The 17126-nt window shown below is 32.9% G+C and carries 24 protein-coding genes; 2 read left to right on the top strand and 22 right to left on the bottom strand.

Annotation, left to right across the window (positions count from 1 at the left end; translation table 11 throughout):
* Positions 1-17 precede the first annotated feature (17 nt).
* Positions 18-1574 carry an AAA family ATPase gene (locus HNP90_RS08935; RefSeq protein WP_012068018.1) on the bottom strand — a complete coding sequence of 519 codons (1557 nt, stop codon included), beginning with the start codon at positions 1572-1574 and terminating at the stop codon, positions 18-20.
* The gene (locus HNP90_RS08940) at positions 1567-2790 is read right to left on the bottom strand and encodes a hypothetical protein (RefSeq protein ID WP_052288947.1); all 1224 of its coding nucleotides are present in this window, start codon (positions 2788-2790) and stop codon (positions 1567-1569) included. The genes HNP90_RS08935 and HNP90_RS08940 overlap by 8 nt, the downstream gene beginning before the upstream one ends.
* Positions 2791-3377: 587 nt before the next feature.
* Here HNP90_RS08940 and HNP90_RS08945 point away from each other — a divergent pair.
* Together HNP90_RS08945 and HNP90_RS08950 are read left to right on the top strand one after the other, a co-directional pair.
* Positions 3378-3917 carry a hypothetical protein gene (locus HNP90_RS08945; RefSeq protein WP_012068016.1) on the top strand — a complete coding sequence of 180 codons (540 nt, stop codon included), beginning with the start codon at positions 3378-3380 and terminating at the stop codon, positions 3915-3917.
* A 21-nt stretch (positions 3918-3938) separates the two neighbouring features.
* Entirely contained in the window at positions 3939-4253 is a 315-nt protein-coding gene (locus HNP90_RS08950) for a hypothetical protein (protein ID WP_012068015.1), read from the top strand.
* A 3-nt stretch (positions 4254-4256) separates the two neighbouring features.
* Here the strand turns inward: HNP90_RS08950 and HNP90_RS08955 are convergent, their stop codons facing one another.
* The 20 genes from HNP90_RS08955 to HNP90_RS09035 all read right to left on the bottom strand — a co-directional run bounded on the left by HNP90_RS08955 (position 4257) and on the right by HNP90_RS09035 (position 16820).
* A complete protein-coding gene (locus HNP90_RS08955) occupies positions 4257-4808 on the bottom strand; it encodes a recombinase family protein (RefSeq protein ID WP_012068014.1) in 552 nt (183 codons plus the stop codon).
* Between the two features lie 157 nt (positions 4809-4965).
* A complete protein-coding gene (locus tag HNP90_RS09450) occupies positions 4966-5094 on the bottom strand; it encodes a hypothetical protein (protein WP_258558965.1) in 129 nt (42 codons plus the stop codon).
* Between the two features lie 13 nt (positions 5095-5107).
* The gene (locus HNP90_RS08960) at positions 5108-5485 is read right to left on the bottom strand and encodes a hypothetical protein (protein WP_012068013.1); all 378 of its coding nucleotides are present in this window, start codon (positions 5483-5485) and stop codon (positions 5108-5110) included.
* The gene (locus tag HNP90_RS08965) at positions 5482-5856 is read right to left on the bottom strand and encodes a hypothetical protein (protein WP_048060462.1); all 375 of its coding nucleotides are present in this window, start codon (positions 5854-5856) and stop codon (positions 5482-5484) included. The genes HNP90_RS08960 and HNP90_RS08965 overlap by 4 nt, the downstream gene beginning before the upstream one ends.
* A 16-nt stretch (positions 5857-5872) precedes the next feature.
* The gene (locus tag HNP90_RS09360; RefSeq protein WP_012068011.1) at positions 5873-6397 is read right to left on the bottom strand and encodes a hypothetical protein; all 525 of its coding nucleotides are present in this window, start codon (positions 6395-6397) and stop codon (positions 5873-5875) included.
* Positions 6398-6407: 10 nt separating this feature from the next.
* Positions 6408-7157, bottom strand: a complete 750-nt coding sequence (locus HNP90_RS08975) for a hypothetical protein (RefSeq protein ID WP_012068010.1) — start codon at positions 7155-7157, stop codon at positions 6408-6410.
* A 9-nt stretch (positions 7158-7166) separates the two neighbouring features.
* Positions 7167-8519, bottom strand: coding sequence for a helicase HerA domain-containing protein (locus HNP90_RS08980; RefSeq protein ID WP_012068009.1), 1353 nt, complete (start codon positions 8517-8519; stop codon positions 7167-7169).
* 127 nt (positions 8520-8646) lie between these two features.
* Positions 8647-9186: an SH3 domain-containing protein gene (locus HNP90_RS08985; RefSeq protein ID WP_012068008.1), complete on the bottom strand. Its 540-nt coding sequence runs from the start codon at positions 9184-9186 to the stop codon at positions 8647-8649.
* Between the two features lie 3 nt (positions 9187-9189).
* A complete protein-coding gene (locus tag HNP90_RS09455) occupies positions 9190-9315 on the bottom strand; it encodes a hypothetical protein (protein ID WP_258558966.1) in 126 nt (41 codons plus the stop codon).
* Positions 9316-9327: 12 nt separating this feature from the next.
* A complete protein-coding gene (locus HNP90_RS08990) occupies positions 9328-9768 on the bottom strand; it encodes a hypothetical protein (RefSeq protein WP_012068007.1) in 441 nt (146 codons plus the stop codon).
* A gap of 5 nt (positions 9769-9773) precedes the next feature.
* On the bottom strand, positions 9774-10253 hold the full coding sequence (locus HNP90_RS08995; RefSeq protein ID WP_048060461.1) for a hypothetical protein: 480 nt from the start codon (positions 10251-10253) through the stop codon (positions 9774-9776).
* Positions 10254-10263: 10 nt separating this feature from the next.
* The gene (locus tag HNP90_RS09000; RefSeq protein ID WP_012068005.1) at positions 10264-11001 is read right to left on the bottom strand and encodes a hypothetical protein; all 738 of its coding nucleotides are present in this window, start codon (positions 10999-11001) and stop codon (positions 10264-10266) included.
* Positions 11002-11006: 5 nt separating this feature from the next.
* On the bottom strand, positions 11007-11135 hold the full coding sequence (locus tag HNP90_RS09460) for a hypothetical protein (RefSeq protein WP_258558967.1): 129 nt from the start codon (positions 11133-11135) through the stop codon (positions 11007-11009).
* Positions 11111-11347, bottom strand: a complete 237-nt coding sequence (locus HNP90_RS09005; protein ID WP_013999188.1) for a hypothetical protein — start codon at positions 11345-11347, stop codon at positions 11111-11113. The genes HNP90_RS09460 and HNP90_RS09005 overlap by 25 nt, the downstream gene beginning before the upstream one ends.
* Before the next feature lie 15 nt (positions 11348-11362).
* The gene (locus HNP90_RS09010) at positions 11363-11644 is read right to left on the bottom strand and encodes a hypothetical protein (RefSeq protein ID WP_258558968.1); all 282 of its coding nucleotides are present in this window, start codon (positions 11642-11644) and stop codon (positions 11363-11365) included.
* 70 nt (positions 11645-11714) lie between these two features.
* Positions 11715-12119: a hypothetical protein gene (locus HNP90_RS09015; RefSeq protein WP_258558969.1), complete on the bottom strand. Its 405-nt coding sequence runs from the start codon at positions 12117-12119 to the stop codon at positions 11715-11717.
* A gap of 130 nt (positions 12120-12249) precedes the next feature.
* The gene (locus tag HNP90_RS09020; protein WP_012068002.1) at positions 12250-12483 is read right to left on the bottom strand and encodes a hypothetical protein; all 234 of its coding nucleotides are present in this window, start codon (positions 12481-12483) and stop codon (positions 12250-12252) included.
* Between the two features lie 38 nt (positions 12484-12521).
* Entirely contained in the window at positions 12522-14597 is a 2076-nt protein-coding gene (locus HNP90_RS09025) for a hypothetical protein (RefSeq protein ID WP_012068001.1), read from the bottom strand.
* Entirely contained in the window at positions 14594-16483 is a 1890-nt protein-coding gene (locus HNP90_RS09030) for a peptidase associated/transthyretin-like domain-containing protein (protein ID WP_012068000.1), read from the bottom strand. The genes HNP90_RS09025 and HNP90_RS09030 overlap by 4 nt, the downstream gene beginning before the upstream one ends.
* Before the next feature lies 1 nt (position 16484).
* Positions 16485-16820 carry a hypothetical protein gene (locus HNP90_RS09035; protein WP_081430747.1) on the bottom strand — a complete coding sequence of 112 codons (336 nt, stop codon included), beginning with the start codon at positions 16818-16820 and terminating at the stop codon, positions 16485-16487.
* Positions 16821-17126: the final 306 nt, after the last annotated feature.

Genomic DNA, 17126 nt, shown 5'->3' on the forward strand with positions numbered 1-17126 from the left:
AAGGAAACACAGGTTAATTAATTGGATTTTATATTCATTTCAGAGAGAACTATATCTTCTATTTTCCGCCTTATTTCTCGCATATTATCCTCATGAATCAGATCTTTTAATTTAGTAATAATATTATCTTTATTAAAAGTTATTCCAAGCACATTTTCTAATTCTTCGATCAGTTCCACACTATATTTTTCGACATATCGGGATTTATCTTCTGCTTTCAAGGGATTAAAGAAATATTTCATATCAAATCTTGAACGCAGTGCTTCAGGTATAACTGTACTATAATTATTTTTATCAAGATTGGAAGTAAAAATAATAATATATCCATTTAAGTCATGTTCAATGCCTGCTCGATCAGTGAATTTCCCATCTTCCAACAATTCATAGAAAAAATTAAATACTGTTTCATCTGCTTTTTCAAATTCATCAATAAGAATTACTTTGGACTCGGATACTTTAATTTTATTAATTAATTCACCCCCTCTTTCACTTCCCCTATATCCCAAAGGTGATCCAATTAAACTATTCAAAACACCTTCTGTTGAATAATTTCCAAAATTTAATTTAATCTGTTCGCAATTTGGATACATTTTTTGTGATATGATTCTTGCAAATTCTGTTTTTCCGACCCCGGATTTTCCACAAAGAAATATGGATAAAATTTTTCTACGAGCAATTTTGTTTAAATATCTGAATTTTAATAAATTAAATCCAAAATCAGTTTTAAAATCTTCATGACCTTGTAAATTCTCATTTACATGATTAATTATTGAATATGCCTCTTTTTCAATGGTTTCACAACTAATATCTAAAGACGATGTTAATACGCTATCCTCATCAAATCCATTAAATTTTTGAGATTTATCAAAATTAAATGGGAAAAATTCAGTTAAAACGTCAAATAAATCTTCCCTAATTAAATATTTCACGTTATTCTTTTTTGATAGTTTATAAAATACCGATTCACATGAAAAAATTAGTTCTTTTCGGATTTTTAAAAGATCAATAAGTGATGTAAGATCAATATAATACTCCTCGTAATTACTCAGTTTATCAAAATCTATGTTGAATATTGATCCATTGGGGTCCTTAATTAGTTGTGTGAAATTGAATATATTATCAAAATTCTTAAATTTGGAAATGCCCTCCCGGTTGGGATAAGTGTAGACTGTATTAATATTGAAAAGTGTAGTTTTTAATTCTTCAACATCTGTTGTTTTTGTTTCATTGGTGGTTAAACATTCAAATATTTCGTCATGTTCAAACAAAAAGGGATAAACCTTCAAAAAATTATTTTTCTCATTTGAATCAATAGTATATACAATTTCTGGAAAATTATCGTTCAATTCGAGAATGTATCTTTCTAAAAGTGATTTCCCATACTTATTACTATAAAATGTATCATAAAAAACATTTGTAATATCCACTGCATTATTTTGGAGTTCAAGATCTTCTATATCCTCAATCATGGGGGCTTCCACAATTATTGAAGATAATGTAATGATTTTGTATTCATTAAGTTCTTTTTTCAGGGTTTCTAAACTATCGATGTCATAAACGTATAATTTATTCAATTGACTCACCATCCTGAATTTTAAGTTCTTGAATTATAGCAATCAAATCGATTAAGTGATATTCGCCCTCAAGTTTAGTATATTCAGGAAATTTCGTCTTTTGCACAGGTTCTGTTTTTGAACTATCTTTTAAGCCACAGTTATTTGACGTCCCAATTCGATCATCGTTGTTAGTGGACTTTGACAATAATTCAAAGAATTTTGATGAAATACTGTCCATTTCGGAGAAATTAACTTTTCCACGGTATATTCCTATTACACTAAGTTCGCCCATTTGTAAATCATTATGCGAATAACTGTTTTCAAAATATTCTCTCGAATTATACGGGATCCTAATTAAATACTCTGTATCCTCATTATCGATATTAAATGTGTAATCAATGGTAAAATCATCTAACATTCCAGTAATTACTTCTGAAATGTTGAATTCAAAGCCACTATCATTTTTAACCTGTTTTAGATTTCCATTTGCTAAAAAATTTAAAAACATAATCAAATTATCGGTATTTCGTTGAGATAATTCCACATTTTTAAATAATAATATCTCCCCTAAATTTTTACTTAAGGGCTGGTTTTTAAGTTTAGAATAGATTTCTCTGAGCATTATTGATTTAGTTGTTTTTACGTCAAAACTTTCATAAACACTCTTTTTACTACGGTTTTCATTTATTTGGTTTATAGTTGGTACACCTAGCTTATCTAGGTTTAAGGAAACATCCGATTTTGAAGTTTCCTCTTGACTGTGCTGTTTTTCTACGGTTTTCATTATTTTATTATCTAACAGCATTGCAATTTCATGAACTTTTGATATGTTTATATAAAAAAGATTAAATAGCTCGTTATTTTCTACATAATCGTGCGATTCATCGCTTTTAACATTATTTGTGGCAATTCTTAAAGTAATAAATGAAATAAGCGAAATTAATACTAAAATATGGCCTTGAAATGTGATCAAGTAGTCATTTATAACTTTTATCTGTGTCAATAGTGCCAACACTATTATTGAATAGATTACAACTATTGATAAATCATGTACTGACATATATTCCTTTTTAAATGTTTTTTGAAGTAGATAAACTATTAAAAATAAAATTGGGGGAAGCAATGCCCACCATATATTTAAAACTGCAAAATATCCTGAATGGTAAACCCCCAACGATATAAAACTTAGGACTAATGTTCCAAAGATGATGTCTGCTTTAAAATGTTCTTTCACGTAATCCCCTCATTATTAAATTGAATTATAATAACTCCGATTAAAATATTAAATTTTCGTTTTGGGTCGAAATGGGACGGTGTGTTTAAATAGTCGTCTTTTTTAATAATTTAATTATTACTTTTCAGAGGGGATAATATAATTGATATAAACTTGCTGGCACCATTGGCTATGACCGCTGTGGGGGTATTAAGTGAAAAGCACTATGTACCAAGACCTGTATTCTTTTTAAATGTTATTGCGTTGAATATTTTTACATATCAAACAGGCATACACAATTCCTTAGTGCAATTTTATTCATATATTGCAATTCCCATAGCAGTATTTTCAATAGTTTCGTACCGTAACAACGATAGTTTGTCTTCGCCGTTTTACAAAATATTCTCAGTTTATAGTTCTAAAATAGTCGGTACTTTAATTATCGGGCTTTATTTATATTATGGATTAAATTTACCGTTGCTTGTTGTAGTAATTCTCGATGCAATCATATTCGGAGTACTTTACAAAATACTGTCAAAAAAGAATAAGCGGAATAGATAATTTGGATTTGTAATAAAAAAGTAATTTATCGGTTTTAGTGTGAGACAATGTTTAAAAATACTCTAAACGGCGAGAATCAAATAATTCAAATTGAAAAAGTAGAAACTCTTGTTATAAACTACAATAACAAACAAGAAAACAGCTACCAAAAGCAGGAAAGCTATTGGGATAAGAAAAGACGATCTTTAAAAAAATCATCACTTTTTAAAACTTATGTTTGTGAAGAACTGTTTAAAAAGCCTTATTTTAAAATATTCGAGCGAGAATGTAAATTTAAAAATGAACCTGATTATAAAGTAATTTTAAAGGAAAATGGCGATTATTTTTATTTAAAATGTAAATTCAGGGGATATTTATATAATAATTTCTATGATTGGGCAAGGCCTGACCAGATAGATTCTTTTAAAGAATTTTCTGAAAAAGTAGAAAATCCTGTTTACTTTGCATTTGGTCTTGGAGGATGTCCAAATGATCCAGATAATTTATTTCTTTATCCTCTCGAAAAAATAAAGTGTAAATTAGAGTTAAAAGAACTTGAACCGTGGAGAATTCAGTGTTTAGATGATATTTCACGGATTATTCTTTAAATATGAAATGAGGGTGTTTTGGTGCAGTTGAGTTGTTTTGATTGGAAAATGGGATATAATATGGTAAAGGGGGTAAAAAAGCCAAGATTACAATTACCTCAATCGTATAATCACTGGATTGGTGAGTATGTATATATAAGTTCTACAGGCAATAAGATTATTTTAAGTAAATATAAATCAACCGAAAAAGAAATTAAAAGAAAAATAAGTTATTTTTCGAATGCAGAAGTTAAAAGACCAGTAATAGTCATCCCTGACGAGTATATTGACTGGGTAGACTGTTCAATAGACCTTAAAATACATCCTTTAGGGATAATTGAACTTACAAAAAAATAATCATTATCTTTTTTTCAAATAATTATAAAGTGTATATTTACTTATTCCAGTAGCTTTTAAAATCTGTTTTACTTCGTATTCTTTTGAATCATACATTTTTAAAGCTAATTCGACCTGGTTTATATCTGCTTTAGGTCTTCCACCCTGACGGCCTCTTGATCGAGCTGCTTTTAATCCTGATTTTACTCTTTCAGAAATTAAATCTCTTTCAAATTCTGCCAATCCTGCAAAAATAGTAAAAAGTAGTTTTCCATGTGCTGATGAAGTGTCAAGCCATGATTCTTTTAAACATTTAACAGAAACTCCCATTTCTTCTAATCTAGTCATTATTTCGATTAAATCTTTGGTACTTCTTGAAAGTCTTGTTAATTCACTAACAATCACCATGTCTCCAGGACGTAAAACTTCAAACATTCTATCAAATTCAGGTCTGTTCTTTTTAGTTCCTGAGATTTTCTCTAAAAATATCTTTTCACAACCTGCTTTCTTCAACTCATCAATCTGTCTTTCTAATTTCTGATCTTTCGTTGACACTCTTGCATAGCCTATTATCATGTTATCACGTTTGAGGTTTGAAAACTTAAAAAAAGTAGAAGTATTCTTACTTTGATTTTCTTACGGGTTTTATAACTCGAATATCTAAAAAAATTTACAAATTTTAACAGTTCAAAAAAAGTTAGAAAAACACCTGTTTTTCTTACTCGTAAATTTACTAACCATTCCCTTTTTTTCGAGCTTCTTCTTTTAATTCTTTACTTGATTTTGGAAAACAAATGAATAAAAATGCTACAATCGCCCCTAAAACTAACATATAACCTGCAATTTTAAAATAAATATTCATCTTATCCCCTTTCCTATTTTATCACTTCAACACTAACTGAAAGACCTTTATTGCCCGCATGAACTAATTTATCAACCAGTAAACTATCATCAATCCTTTCCAGAAGGTCCATTTCTTCAGAGTTTCCATCTGAATAATTCACCCTTACTTTTGAATACCATAATCCATGTTTTTTCCGGTATTTTCGCTCTTGATAATCCCCGTATATCCTAGATCCGATAACACCTACTCCAAAAATACCAATAGCGATATTTTCATTAAAATAAATTACTTTTAAAAGAGATAATACGCCATAGATCCCGATAATCATCAAAACATATTTTATACATTTAAAGAATACTCTTTTACTCATATTAAACTCAATATCTGTATTTTTAGATTCAAAATTCATTTTAAATCATCTCTTTCAAATTTTTGAGAATATATTTTTTCTAAAATTTCAATTTCACTTAAAGCTTCCAGGAGCTCACACTCCAATTCATGATTTTCAGGCCATCCTAAATCATGAAGTTTAACCTCAGCATCATCATAATCAGACTCAAAACTTTCCCTAAATGAATAGATATTCTTTTTTAAAGCTACAACTTTAGATTTGGCAACGGTGAGCCCCCATGCTTTATCTTTTTGTAGTTTACAAACCACAAAACCAAATTCTTCAGAAGTTTTAAAATCAAGTTTTTCTGCTGCTTCTTCAACAGTAAAGAATTCAACAGAATAACCTGCTTTTTCCAATCCGTTAATTAATCTATCACCATATTTCAAGATAAACACCCGAAAACTAAAGGTTATCATCTAAAATTTCCCTTAAATAAATAATATTTTCCCCTATCTTTTTTGAAGTTCTTTTAACGTCTTTTTGATAAGAAGAATTATGGATTTCTTTTAAATCTTCCAAAATATCAATAATTGTTTTATTCATTACCTTTTCGAGGTGGACCGACTTTTTTCTTCCTGCAGTTCTTCCAGGGTTTTCCCCATTTTCTTCATCAAAATTTTCAGGTGAAGCCCTGGATCTTCCAGTTGGTATGTCAAAACTGATGGGGCTTTCTGAAGGGGTTTTTTCTTCATGTTCTTCCTGTTTTATGGGGGCAAGGTCCGCTTCAATTTCTTCTTCAGGGGTTCCTTTTTCATGTTTTTCTTCTTTTTCAACAATTTTTTCTTCAGTATTTTCAGGTTCATCTGGTCCTTCAGTATTCTCTTCATCAAAATTTTCAGGCCCTACTTTTCCAGGATCTTCAACAATTTTTTCTTCAGGAGTTTTTTGCCCTGGAACTACAAAATCCCCTTCAATTTCTTCAGCCAAAAAATCACCCTCACATCATTTCATTTTTCATCTTGTTAATGGCATTATCAAATGAAAATTCCCCACCTTCAAAGCTTTTTTCTTTGGTGCTCTTTCTGCTGCTTTCCTTTTCACTTCCTTTGTACATTTTCATTGTAGGATTAATGTATAACGCAGCATCAACAAGGTTTGGAATATCTTCAGATAATAGATTTTCACACATCATTTCATAAGCCTCAGCACGTTTCCTTTCAACAATCCAAGCTACTCTCTGTCTTGGATCATCAGCTTCTAGGGGAACAGCATGTCTCACAAAATTTGCATATTTATCATCCCTGAAGTGATCAACAAAAAACATAATTATATCTTCAGAAATGTCAACACAGGATTTAGGAGCATAAACTATTGCATAATGGCGTTTATAACTAAAAAAAGTTGATTTGATAGTTATTATTAAATCTTCAAGCCAGTCTGTGGCCTTATTTTTATATAAAATTTTATAAGTTCCTTCATCAGGAATAACTGCATGAGGGTAACCAAAAACCTTCGCACCGGATCCATTATGCCAAATTAAGAGTTTTTGTTTGCATAAATATGGAGCAAGAGAATCATAGGCTTCTTTTTCAGCATTATTTTTTTCTTTTTTATTCTTCACTTTTTGTCCTGGAGTATATTCATCATCCAGTTCTTCAGTATTTTCTTCAACTTTTTCTTCAGGTCCTGCATGTCTGGGACCTGGATCACTTTTCTTTTTAAATCCAAGAATATTCCAAAAACCCAAAAAAATCACCTACAAGCTCTGTGGCTGCCTGTATTCAATATGTTCTGTGTAATCTTTATTATACGAAAAATAGCCCCTAAATCGAAGTTTTCTTTTTAAACTCTCATATTCTGAAAGACTTCCTGGTTCATCAAAGTCAACCACGTCTTTGAAGTCTGGAATTAATTTTTCAAGAGTTTTGGTATCTGTGTTTGATGCTAATTTTCCCATAATTCCAATATGGCTTGAGCCAATCAGAACGTCTTTAGGTAAATTATCTGTGTATTGTGTTGCACAGATTAAATTAATACACAAAGACCTTCCTTCTCTTAAAATCTTATCAATGGCCCATTTTCCTGCAGGATCCCTCATGAAATTTTGGACCTCATCTGCAACAAAAAACACAGGGATTCTGTATTTTATTGCAACGTTTATCGCATGTTGAACTACCAATTTAAAAATTAAACATTCTTCAAAGGAATCGAGCTCTGAATTCTGTGAAAAATCAAGGATATTTATTTTTTTGTTTGTGATCTGTTTTAAAAAAGAATGTTTTGAATCCCCTGAAAATAACGAATCAGACCTTAAACGGTTCATTGTTTCCTCAATCCTTAAATAAGTCTGAGAAGGTCCAGAATTAAACGTTTCATAACTTGCAGCTATATTCAAAACTTCTCCAGGTTCTCTAATTTTTTGAATATCCCAAATATTTTTTAAGATTGCAGAATATCTTGCAGTTTCTGAAAAATTATTCATATCTGCAATTATTTCAAAAGGAATGTCTGGATAAGCCAGTTTTGAATCAACTGTTTCTGTTAGTGGCCCATTATCAAAAGCAATATCTTTAATATTTCTTCGAGGTCTGAACACGAAACGCCTTGCAGGATATGCTGCAGGGCTTAAACCATGCCTTCCCAGAAGTGATTTGTATTCATCTGATTCCATTTTTGTGTATTTTCCGAGAATATTTGGAAAACCAATGGAAAAATCACCCATTAAGCCATATTTTAACTCTTTGTCATTTTCAAGTTCATTAACGTAATGTTCGATATAATTCCAGATTCCTTCACCGTATTTACGTGAAAGTTGTGCTGAACTTAGTTTTTCAGATTCCTCATGGTAAATTTCAATTACTTTTTTAGGTTTTGAAGTATCAACTTTCCTTTCAATCACAATAATTATGGGTGGAATTCCTGCATCTGAATAACTTGAATAAATTTCTTCTATCATTCCACGCATTATCGTGGTTTTTCCGTAACCGGATTTTCCTAAAAGAGTTATATGGTTTGCTTCATCGTTTTTAAGGTCTAAAGTTCTTTTTGTTCGTTCTCCATGTTTTTTCGTTGAATCTGCCCTTCCAATACCTAAATTTATTAATACCATTTTTAGACCTCCTATACCTTAAAATGCCAAAATCCCAGGGTTTGGGTACTGGTGGTACCGGTGTTACCGGCGGTACTGGTGGTACCAGACAATAAAAAAAACTAAAAAAATGGGTACCACACGTAAATTAAATTTCAAAATCGAATTGTTTTTTTCTCTTTCTGAGTATCAAAAATAACACTAAACATACTATTACTCCGACTAAAACACCAAGTTTAAAGTTATTTACAGTTTTTACAGCATTATTGTATGCCCCTGCATTGATGTCCTTAGTATCGTTGCTCTGGGTGTTAATCAGGTCTGTAATCATATCCTGATAGCCCTCATTTTGAGTTTTTAAAATTTCCTTTTCAGCTTCTATCAGTTTAATCTTTGAATTAAGCGTTGTAATGTTTTCTTTTAGTTCAACGTTCTCTTTTTTAGCCACGATATAACTTGAAAGCTGTTTATCTTTTTCACGAAGTTCTTCTTTTAATGTTGTAATGTTTTGTTTCAACTCATGGACCAGGGCATTCTGACCTGAAACCATATTGCCATCATACACGATCAACGTCGAATAGTTCAGATCATCGTAATCTGTCAAAACATAAACTGTTTCATTGTCACTATGTGCGAAAACTCCTGGAAGAAAACAAAACAACATAATTAAAAACAGTTTTTTCTGCATGGGTTATAACCCTATTAAATTAGTAAGGGCACCAAAATTCACAGATAAAAACCCAGTAATATATCCAAAAACCGCTAAAGTAGCACACAATATTAAAACCGTATAGAATCCTTTTGTAAACTGTTTCATTAAAATCACCTTTTAAAATAATCCTTCCATATCAACATAGCCCTTTTCACGATTCACAGTAATATAACCCATGAACCGACCTGTGGTGCCCGTGTCACCAAAATAAAATTTAAATTTCCAATATTTTTCAGACTCTTCAATTGATTTGGGTTCAACCCTGATCATCAAGCCCTTTGATTCTAATGAATTACCATATTCTTTGTCAATGTAATTCTGTGCAAGATAATATGCTTCTACCCCACCGATTTCATACATTTTTGGAGGTTTAGTTAATTCTGATTTTGAACCGTCTTTATAATACACGGTTTCATTTGAAATGATGTATCCTGATGAAGGATAACCAAATTTCAATAATTTTAACTGAATAATCTCTTCATCCGTTTTGGATGAGTTTGCTATTTGGAAAACAAGCAAAAAAATAATTAAAAATGTGAAGAAAATTATTTTCTTCATTTCAATCACCCTGTGATTCCAGGGATTGGGGGTAGTAAAGAAATGTTATGCCCATAGGTTGCGACAGTCGCACCGATCCACAAAAATAAAAATAATTCATCATCTCCAGTTTCTGGAGCCAGGATATATGCTGCACATATTCCTGCAGCAACAAGTGCAGGTGCTGAAATTGAACCTATTGAAAGATTAATAGTTCCAAGCGTAGCATAAAGAACCGCAACAAATGCGACAATGCCTGCGATAACTGTTTTAAGTAATCTGTTTGATGTGGTTTCAGGAAGTAGCCTTTTATGTAAATCATTAATATCTGCAAGTTTATCAAGGCCCTCTATTAACAGCACTACTGCAAAAGGAATGGAAGAAAGGGAAGTTGCAATTTCTGAAATTGTAACCACTTGTGTTCCAGTCCACCATAAGAGAGCAGCTGCTACAGCTGAAGCACCGACAGCTTTTGGAAGCCAGGCATCAAATGAAAAATTATCCATAAAATCACCCTTATCCTGCAATGGTGACATTAATCCATTCAGCACCTTCAGCAGGGAGTCTTGATGTGTTTTCATCACAGACAATTTCTAAGTAATAGTAAAGATCTGTTTCAGTACTGTTTGCAGTGAACTCGAAAGTTCCTGGAAGATCTAAAGCAGTTGAATTTACGGTATTTGTGAATGTTGTGTTGTCATATGAAGTGAATAATAAAACATCAGCAGTTTTATTGTCTTCTGATGCGGAAAGCGAGAATAAAACAATTCCGGTGGTGTTATCAAAGTCAGGTACTGCAGTAAACGATAATGCAGTTTCTTCAGTTTCTTCAGTAGTATTTTCAACAGTAATTTCTACAGTTTCATATGATCCTGCGTCTGTTGGCAATCTGTAAGTTTTATCGCTGTATGAAACAACAGCATAGTAATAAATGGTTTCTTCGCCTGCTTCAGGCGTTACTTCTATATCAATAGGGAATGATACATCTTCAAAAGTATTCGTTTTAGTAAACGTTAATTCATCGTATGAAATAAACAGTTCAAGTGAATCTGCAGTTATATTTTCTTTTGAAGCATTAAATGTAATTAAAACATCACCAGTTTCACTGTCAAATGCCGCATCTGAAGAAAATGTTGTTCCAGTTGGAATGATAATTCCTCCAGATTCCCCTTGATTTAGATAATAATAGGAAGCCCCTGCAACGAGGATCACTGCAATTGCAAGGCCAACCCATAAATTATTATTTTTAGCCATTATTTTCACCGTTTAGATTTTTTACCTTTATTTTTCTTCATTTCACTTCTACTCTTTTGAACTACGTTTCCCTTGCCGTCAACGTAACAAAAGGAGCCTTTTTTTCTTTTTACCTTACCAATAATTTCTGCCATTCGATACCTCCAATTATTGAAATAATCCTTTCGATTATCCCTGAAAAATCAAAGTTTGAAATGTCCAGGAATCCAAAATAAGATAATATAAAAACAACTGCGGTGGCAAGGAGTATTGCCTTAATATTTTTAATTAAAAGAGCTACGAGTACAATTATAACAATCTGAATCCAGTAGGATTGAATTATCGGAATTATTGATTCAAAGTTCACATAACCTCACCACCACTATTTTTTACCTGCATTGGCTGCAGTCACAACTATTGCACCAAGACAAACACCAAGCATGATCCTTGAACATTCAAGGAAAATCTGGGAAACATCCTGGTAATAATACAGCAAAATAAGTACAATTAAAACAAAAGAAGCGAGTAAATCGCCAAAATTCCACTTTTCAGAACCTATTTTCCATACACATATTAACACAATAAGTGTTGGAACGATCCAAGAAAAAAGGCCAGGCAATCCAAGGACTTGGCCAACAACTTCTACCTGTGGTTTAAGAACCATAGATAGCACAAAAGACATGATAACTAAAATAAATTGATTAATCATAATTTACACCTACATTTTAAACCACCTAAAGCCCAAAGCCTGTGAAACTTGGAATTATCGTTAAGTATGAACCCCATGTTGCAATTGTTGCACCAATCCACATGTATAAAAGAAGTTTTTCTTTCCCAGTGCTTGGAGCAAGCAGATACAGTGCAAATATTGATGCAACTACTACGCTTGAAGCACCTGCTGAACCAATTGAAAATGTAATTGAACCAGACAGAGCCCAGAGGGTCACAAAGAACATACATACTACAGTTAATATAGTTAAACCAACAGCCACGTATCCATCATACTTTTTAAAGATTTTGGTGTAAACATCTGTATTCATATCAACTATGGTGTCGATGAGTTCAGCCATCAAATAAAAGACCAACGGAACTGCTGCAAGCCCCCTGACAACATCAGAGCCAATAACAGAATGATTCATTATATACCACATGATCCCTGCAAAACCAACTCCACAGCCAAGCATTTTCAAAATAAAAATAGTCCTGGAAGAAAATTTTGTAGGGCCAGTATCTTCTTTTTTATCCTTCGCCAAATAAAATCACCTTATTTTATCGTTTAGGGTAATCTACATTAAGAAATCCAGGTTTTCCTTCCATGACATTGATATTTTCATAGGGGCCTGTATGAATTGCAATTGCAGTATCATCATCGGGACGTACCTTGAAAAGTACTGCAGTACCTTCAACAGTGCAGCCTGTTTCTTTTTCAATCCGTTCTTCAAATTCATCCATTATAGAATCTATTTTTTTACATACTACTGCGTCATTGTCATCATTTGACAAAATAACCACCTTAAAAAAAGTTTTAAAAAAGTTATAATTTACTTAATGAATCTAGTAACCAGTATTGTACCACAGACAAGGACAACGATAACAATTACAAGCAGTGCTGCATCTGGAACGTCACCGATACCAAAACCAGACTTAAACTGAGTCCACCATTCAGAAACAGTGGATCCTGCAGTAAACCATAAACTGGGTTCATACTCAGCTGCCAAACTTTCAAGCTTTTCAGCATTACTTGCGAGTGCATCTCCTTGATCATCAAGTCCTAAATTGTATTTTGCTGCCGCTTCTTTCCAGTAGTCGCCAGCTGGCTCATAAACGTCCCCTGCAAGATATGTATAAACTTTTACTTCTTCAGGATCATCAGTATTTTTGGCCTTTTCGTAGTACGCTGCTGCTTTTTCATAGTCTTCTAAAGCGTTTGAAATTGCATTTTTAGCTTTATCGTTATCTTCATATTTTCCAGATTCTGATTCTGCAACATACTGTTTTTCTTTTAAGCTTTCTTCAGACATTTGGATTATTTCAGTGATTCTTTGAGAATCACTATCTGAAATTGAGCCATCACTCATTAATTCAAGGATTTCTTCTTTGAATTCCTCATTTAACGAATATTTCACGTTATCAATTACAGAAATACGCGGTTTAATAAGACACCAGACTGGAAGTGCTGAGTCAATTCCATCGTCAACATCTGCAACAACTAAAAAGTAGGTTTCAAAAGCTTCAGTACTGCTGTCTTTTAGATAATTAAGCGAAGTTGTAAGTCCAGTGTATGTAGACATATCGTGGAAGTTTCCAGGGGTATCTGAAGCAATTGATGCAACACCATCATCACGGAGTTTTAAAACTAAAGCTCTATAATCATCTTCAATAGTTACTGGAACAGGCTCTAAATTACCGGGCTGTCCGATAAGAACAAATCTGTACTGTGATGATGAATTATAGCAGTGTACGGGACTTGCCCAAACTCGACCAATCACGTTAGAAGTAGCCCCATTTGAATATGAAGAGTAAGCAATTGGTGTCACTTCATTTATGTATGATGTAGGAAGTGAAGCATCAGCCCCATCGATGTAGTAAGCACCGCTGTGGATTCTATCCCATGCTTCAAGAGTTGTGAGCTTTGTATCTAATGTAACTGAATCGTCATGTTCTTCTTTTGTGATATAATCTTGGAGTTCATCACTCCACTTAGTTATTTTCTTGTAATGTTCAACGTGTCCGTCAATTTCAACAACAAGTTCAAATCGTTTAACTTCAGCATTTATGAGCTCTTCAAGAATTTCCCTATTGGGTGCATTTGTAATTTGGGATTTTGCTTTTCCAATGTAGGGATCCGGTGCTTTCATTGTGAAGTTTATAATATATTCTTCGATTGCCTCAGGATGATCGTCATTATTTTTTTGAAGTTTAATATTATCCGTATACTCTTTTTCATTCCATTTTACGCCTTCGGAATCTACAAGGTAAATTTTAACGTTTTCTATCTCAACATAGGAACTCTCTGAACCTGTTAATATTTCATCAAACTTCAGCTGAACTGGAAACGCAGAAAACCCATATATTTTGTCAGGCCCTTTCATTGAAACATCAACATCAGATAACGTTCCTGTAACAGTAAACTTGTATATCCCAATTTCTGATTCTAATTTATCTTTAATTTCTGCAATATCTTCTGCTGCACTTTCTTCTGAATACTGGCGGTATCCTGCAAGAAGGTCGTATTTGTACGTTCCATTAATGTATTCTCCATCAGACACGTTAGTCTTTGCAGCTCCTGTGACTGCACCACCTTCATCTTCTGCATCTGCTCCAGTAATCCATCTGTAACCATAATTGACTGCTAATGCACCTCCCACGGCACATGCAGCAACTACTGCAATAGGGACCCATGCAGGAGCTGTAACGGCTGCACCTCCTGCTGCAATTGCTGAAGTAAGGCCACCTACAATATATACGCCGGCTCCGGCTCCTACAAGTGCACCTGCACCTGCTGTTACTCCATCGCCTAGGCCAATATCATGCCCTAAAACAGAAAAAGCACTCGCAGAGGGTAAAGAAGCAATTAAAAAAATGCAAAAAATAGAAAATAGTTTTGAATTTATCATTTTTTCAGCCTCAATGCTGCAAATGTTCCTGCAATTAAAAGAACTGCAGCAGCTAAAAGAATCAATGTTGTGTTACCTCCAGGAACTGAAGCCAGGAAAAGTGAACTTTCTGAAATAGTTAAAACAACATTTCCAGAATAAATCGCATCCGTTTTATCAGGATCAAATATTTCTAATGAAAGTTGGTAGTTTTCAAGTTCTAACTCTTCTGGAACTTCAAAAGAAATGTCAACTGTTTTGTCAACCGTTTCAGGGGCTATTGAAAACGTTTTAGCAATTGATTCGTTATAAAACGGACAGGTTAACTCAGCAGTATAATATTTTACATTTGAAGTAGGGTTTGAGATCTTAAACTGAACTGTTGCAACATTTCCTGAATTTGCAGTGATTTCTTCAGTAATCAAAGTTACTGGTTCAATTATTTCGATTGAATAATATGTTTTTACAGTTCCTGCTTTTGCAATTAATTCAATTGTATAGTCATCTGCATCATCAATTGGAACTTCAAACGTGTAATCACAGTATTCCAAAAGGCTGGTGCTTGAACTCCACTGTTCAACATCTTCAGAATCGTAAAGAACCAGTAAAACTGAATAAGCAGTTCCAGACATGTCAGTTACTGTAATATCATTTGTTCCGATTCCAAAAGTTTCAGGCATTTCGAGTAAAAATGGAAGTTCCAAAACTTCATAATTAATCGTTTCAAGGTTTGTGTAAGCTGTACCTTCGATATCTACGGCAGATAATTCAACAGTAAATGTTTTTTGACCCCATGATGAAGGAGTTTTAAACTCAATCTCGAGATTTTGTGTATTTGTGATATCCCCTAAAATGTAAGATCCATCAGCTGCTTTTGGGATCTCTTGAGTGTGGTAATAAACCTTGTTTACTTCAACCCCCGAAACCCTTAATTTTGTAGCATAAGCATCTTTAACAGGGGATACGTCCATCGAGAGAGTTCCAACAGAATTTGGGTATATTTCTTCAGAAAACTCTTTTGAAACTTGGAAAATAGCAGAATTTGGGGAAAGTGAAACAAATAACTCCGTTTCATTCTCAATATTTACGTTGATATATTCGTACGCGTCCCAGTACCCTTCTTTCACTAGTTTTAAATTATATTCTCCTATCGGGATATCTATTTCTAAAAGTCCGCCGTTATCGGTTGTACCTAGTAATATATCCCCGTCATAGACTGCTGTTTCTGGTTCAGTATTGATCGACACAGTCCCCTGGTCGGGAGGTTCTATTAATGTAGTAACTAATGTATCATCATAATCTACATAATCAAAGATTGTTACAGAATAAAACCCGTAACCTTGGTATCCGGCACAACAAACCCTATGGTCATAGGTTCCCGAAACCGCCCTTGAAGTAAATTGACCAGAAACTGCATTTTTCCCCTCAGTATGGGCTAAGGACTCAGAATTAAAATACACGTATGATTCGGACCCATAATAATCTCCACCAGTATAGGCCACTGCATAAATATACGCATATTGTGCGTTTTCAACATATCCGGTACGTGTCGTAGTTGATGTTGAATAATATGTTGTAACAGTCGCAGGTTGATCCCCGATATATGCTACATATTCCCCCGAAAACGGCAATACTTTATTATTATATGCTAAAACCGTACAAAATCTTGCCAAATCTTTTTCCGAAGAAAAATACACTTTATTATCTCCATACCCAACAACTACCGGGATATAATGACTCCATGAAGTGGTGTTTAATGCTGAGAGCAATAATTCATCAGTATACGGATTATTTAGTATTACATAATAGTCGCTCGTTTGATCACTAGACGATATAGTTGTTGTACCTGCGTTTACTGTTGAAACACACAACAAAAGTAATAAAAAAAGAATATAACGTTTAATCAAATTAACCACCCACCAAAACGGTGTTTAATGCACTCTGCAAAATAATGTAATCTTTCAGGTGGTTTTTATCTCGTTTTAACTTGATAATCGAATTAAAAAAGTCTTTCTTTTGAATTTCAGATAAATTCAAATCTTTTGAAATTTTTCCAGCATTCATTTTCAAACTCTGAATGTTTGAACATTTTGCCTGATCTTTAACAAAATTGGTCTGTAATATTGAACAGTTTTTGTTACTTGTATGAACATTGACAGCTTTAACTTCGGATTTGTGATAATCCTTTTCAAAATGTTCAACAGGATTTAAACAATACGGACAGATTTTAATCAAAATAATCACCTTAAAAAATAAGATATAAGAATATATGGCATTAGCTAACAGGTAATGTTTCAATCACAGATATTAATCTCCTGAAACATGAAAAAAATACACTACATGATTTAATGTGTTAAAAAGAGATATATAGTGTTTATTAATTTAATATAATGGAAATTATCCCGTATTATTTGATACAACAATTGTAAGTCCTCTGAATGCAGATGATCTAAAATTAATGATTACAAGACAACATATAAGGGTCTTTTAAAACAAAACTATTAAGCCGTTATTTTAAAAAAAGAAAGCATTTTAGAAATAAAAAATAAA

The sequence above is a fragment of the Methanococcus maripaludis genome (assembly GCF_013760955.1).
GTDB lineage: Archaea > AGJL01 > Methanococci > Methanococcales > Methanococcaceae > Methanococcus > Methanococcus maripaludis_A.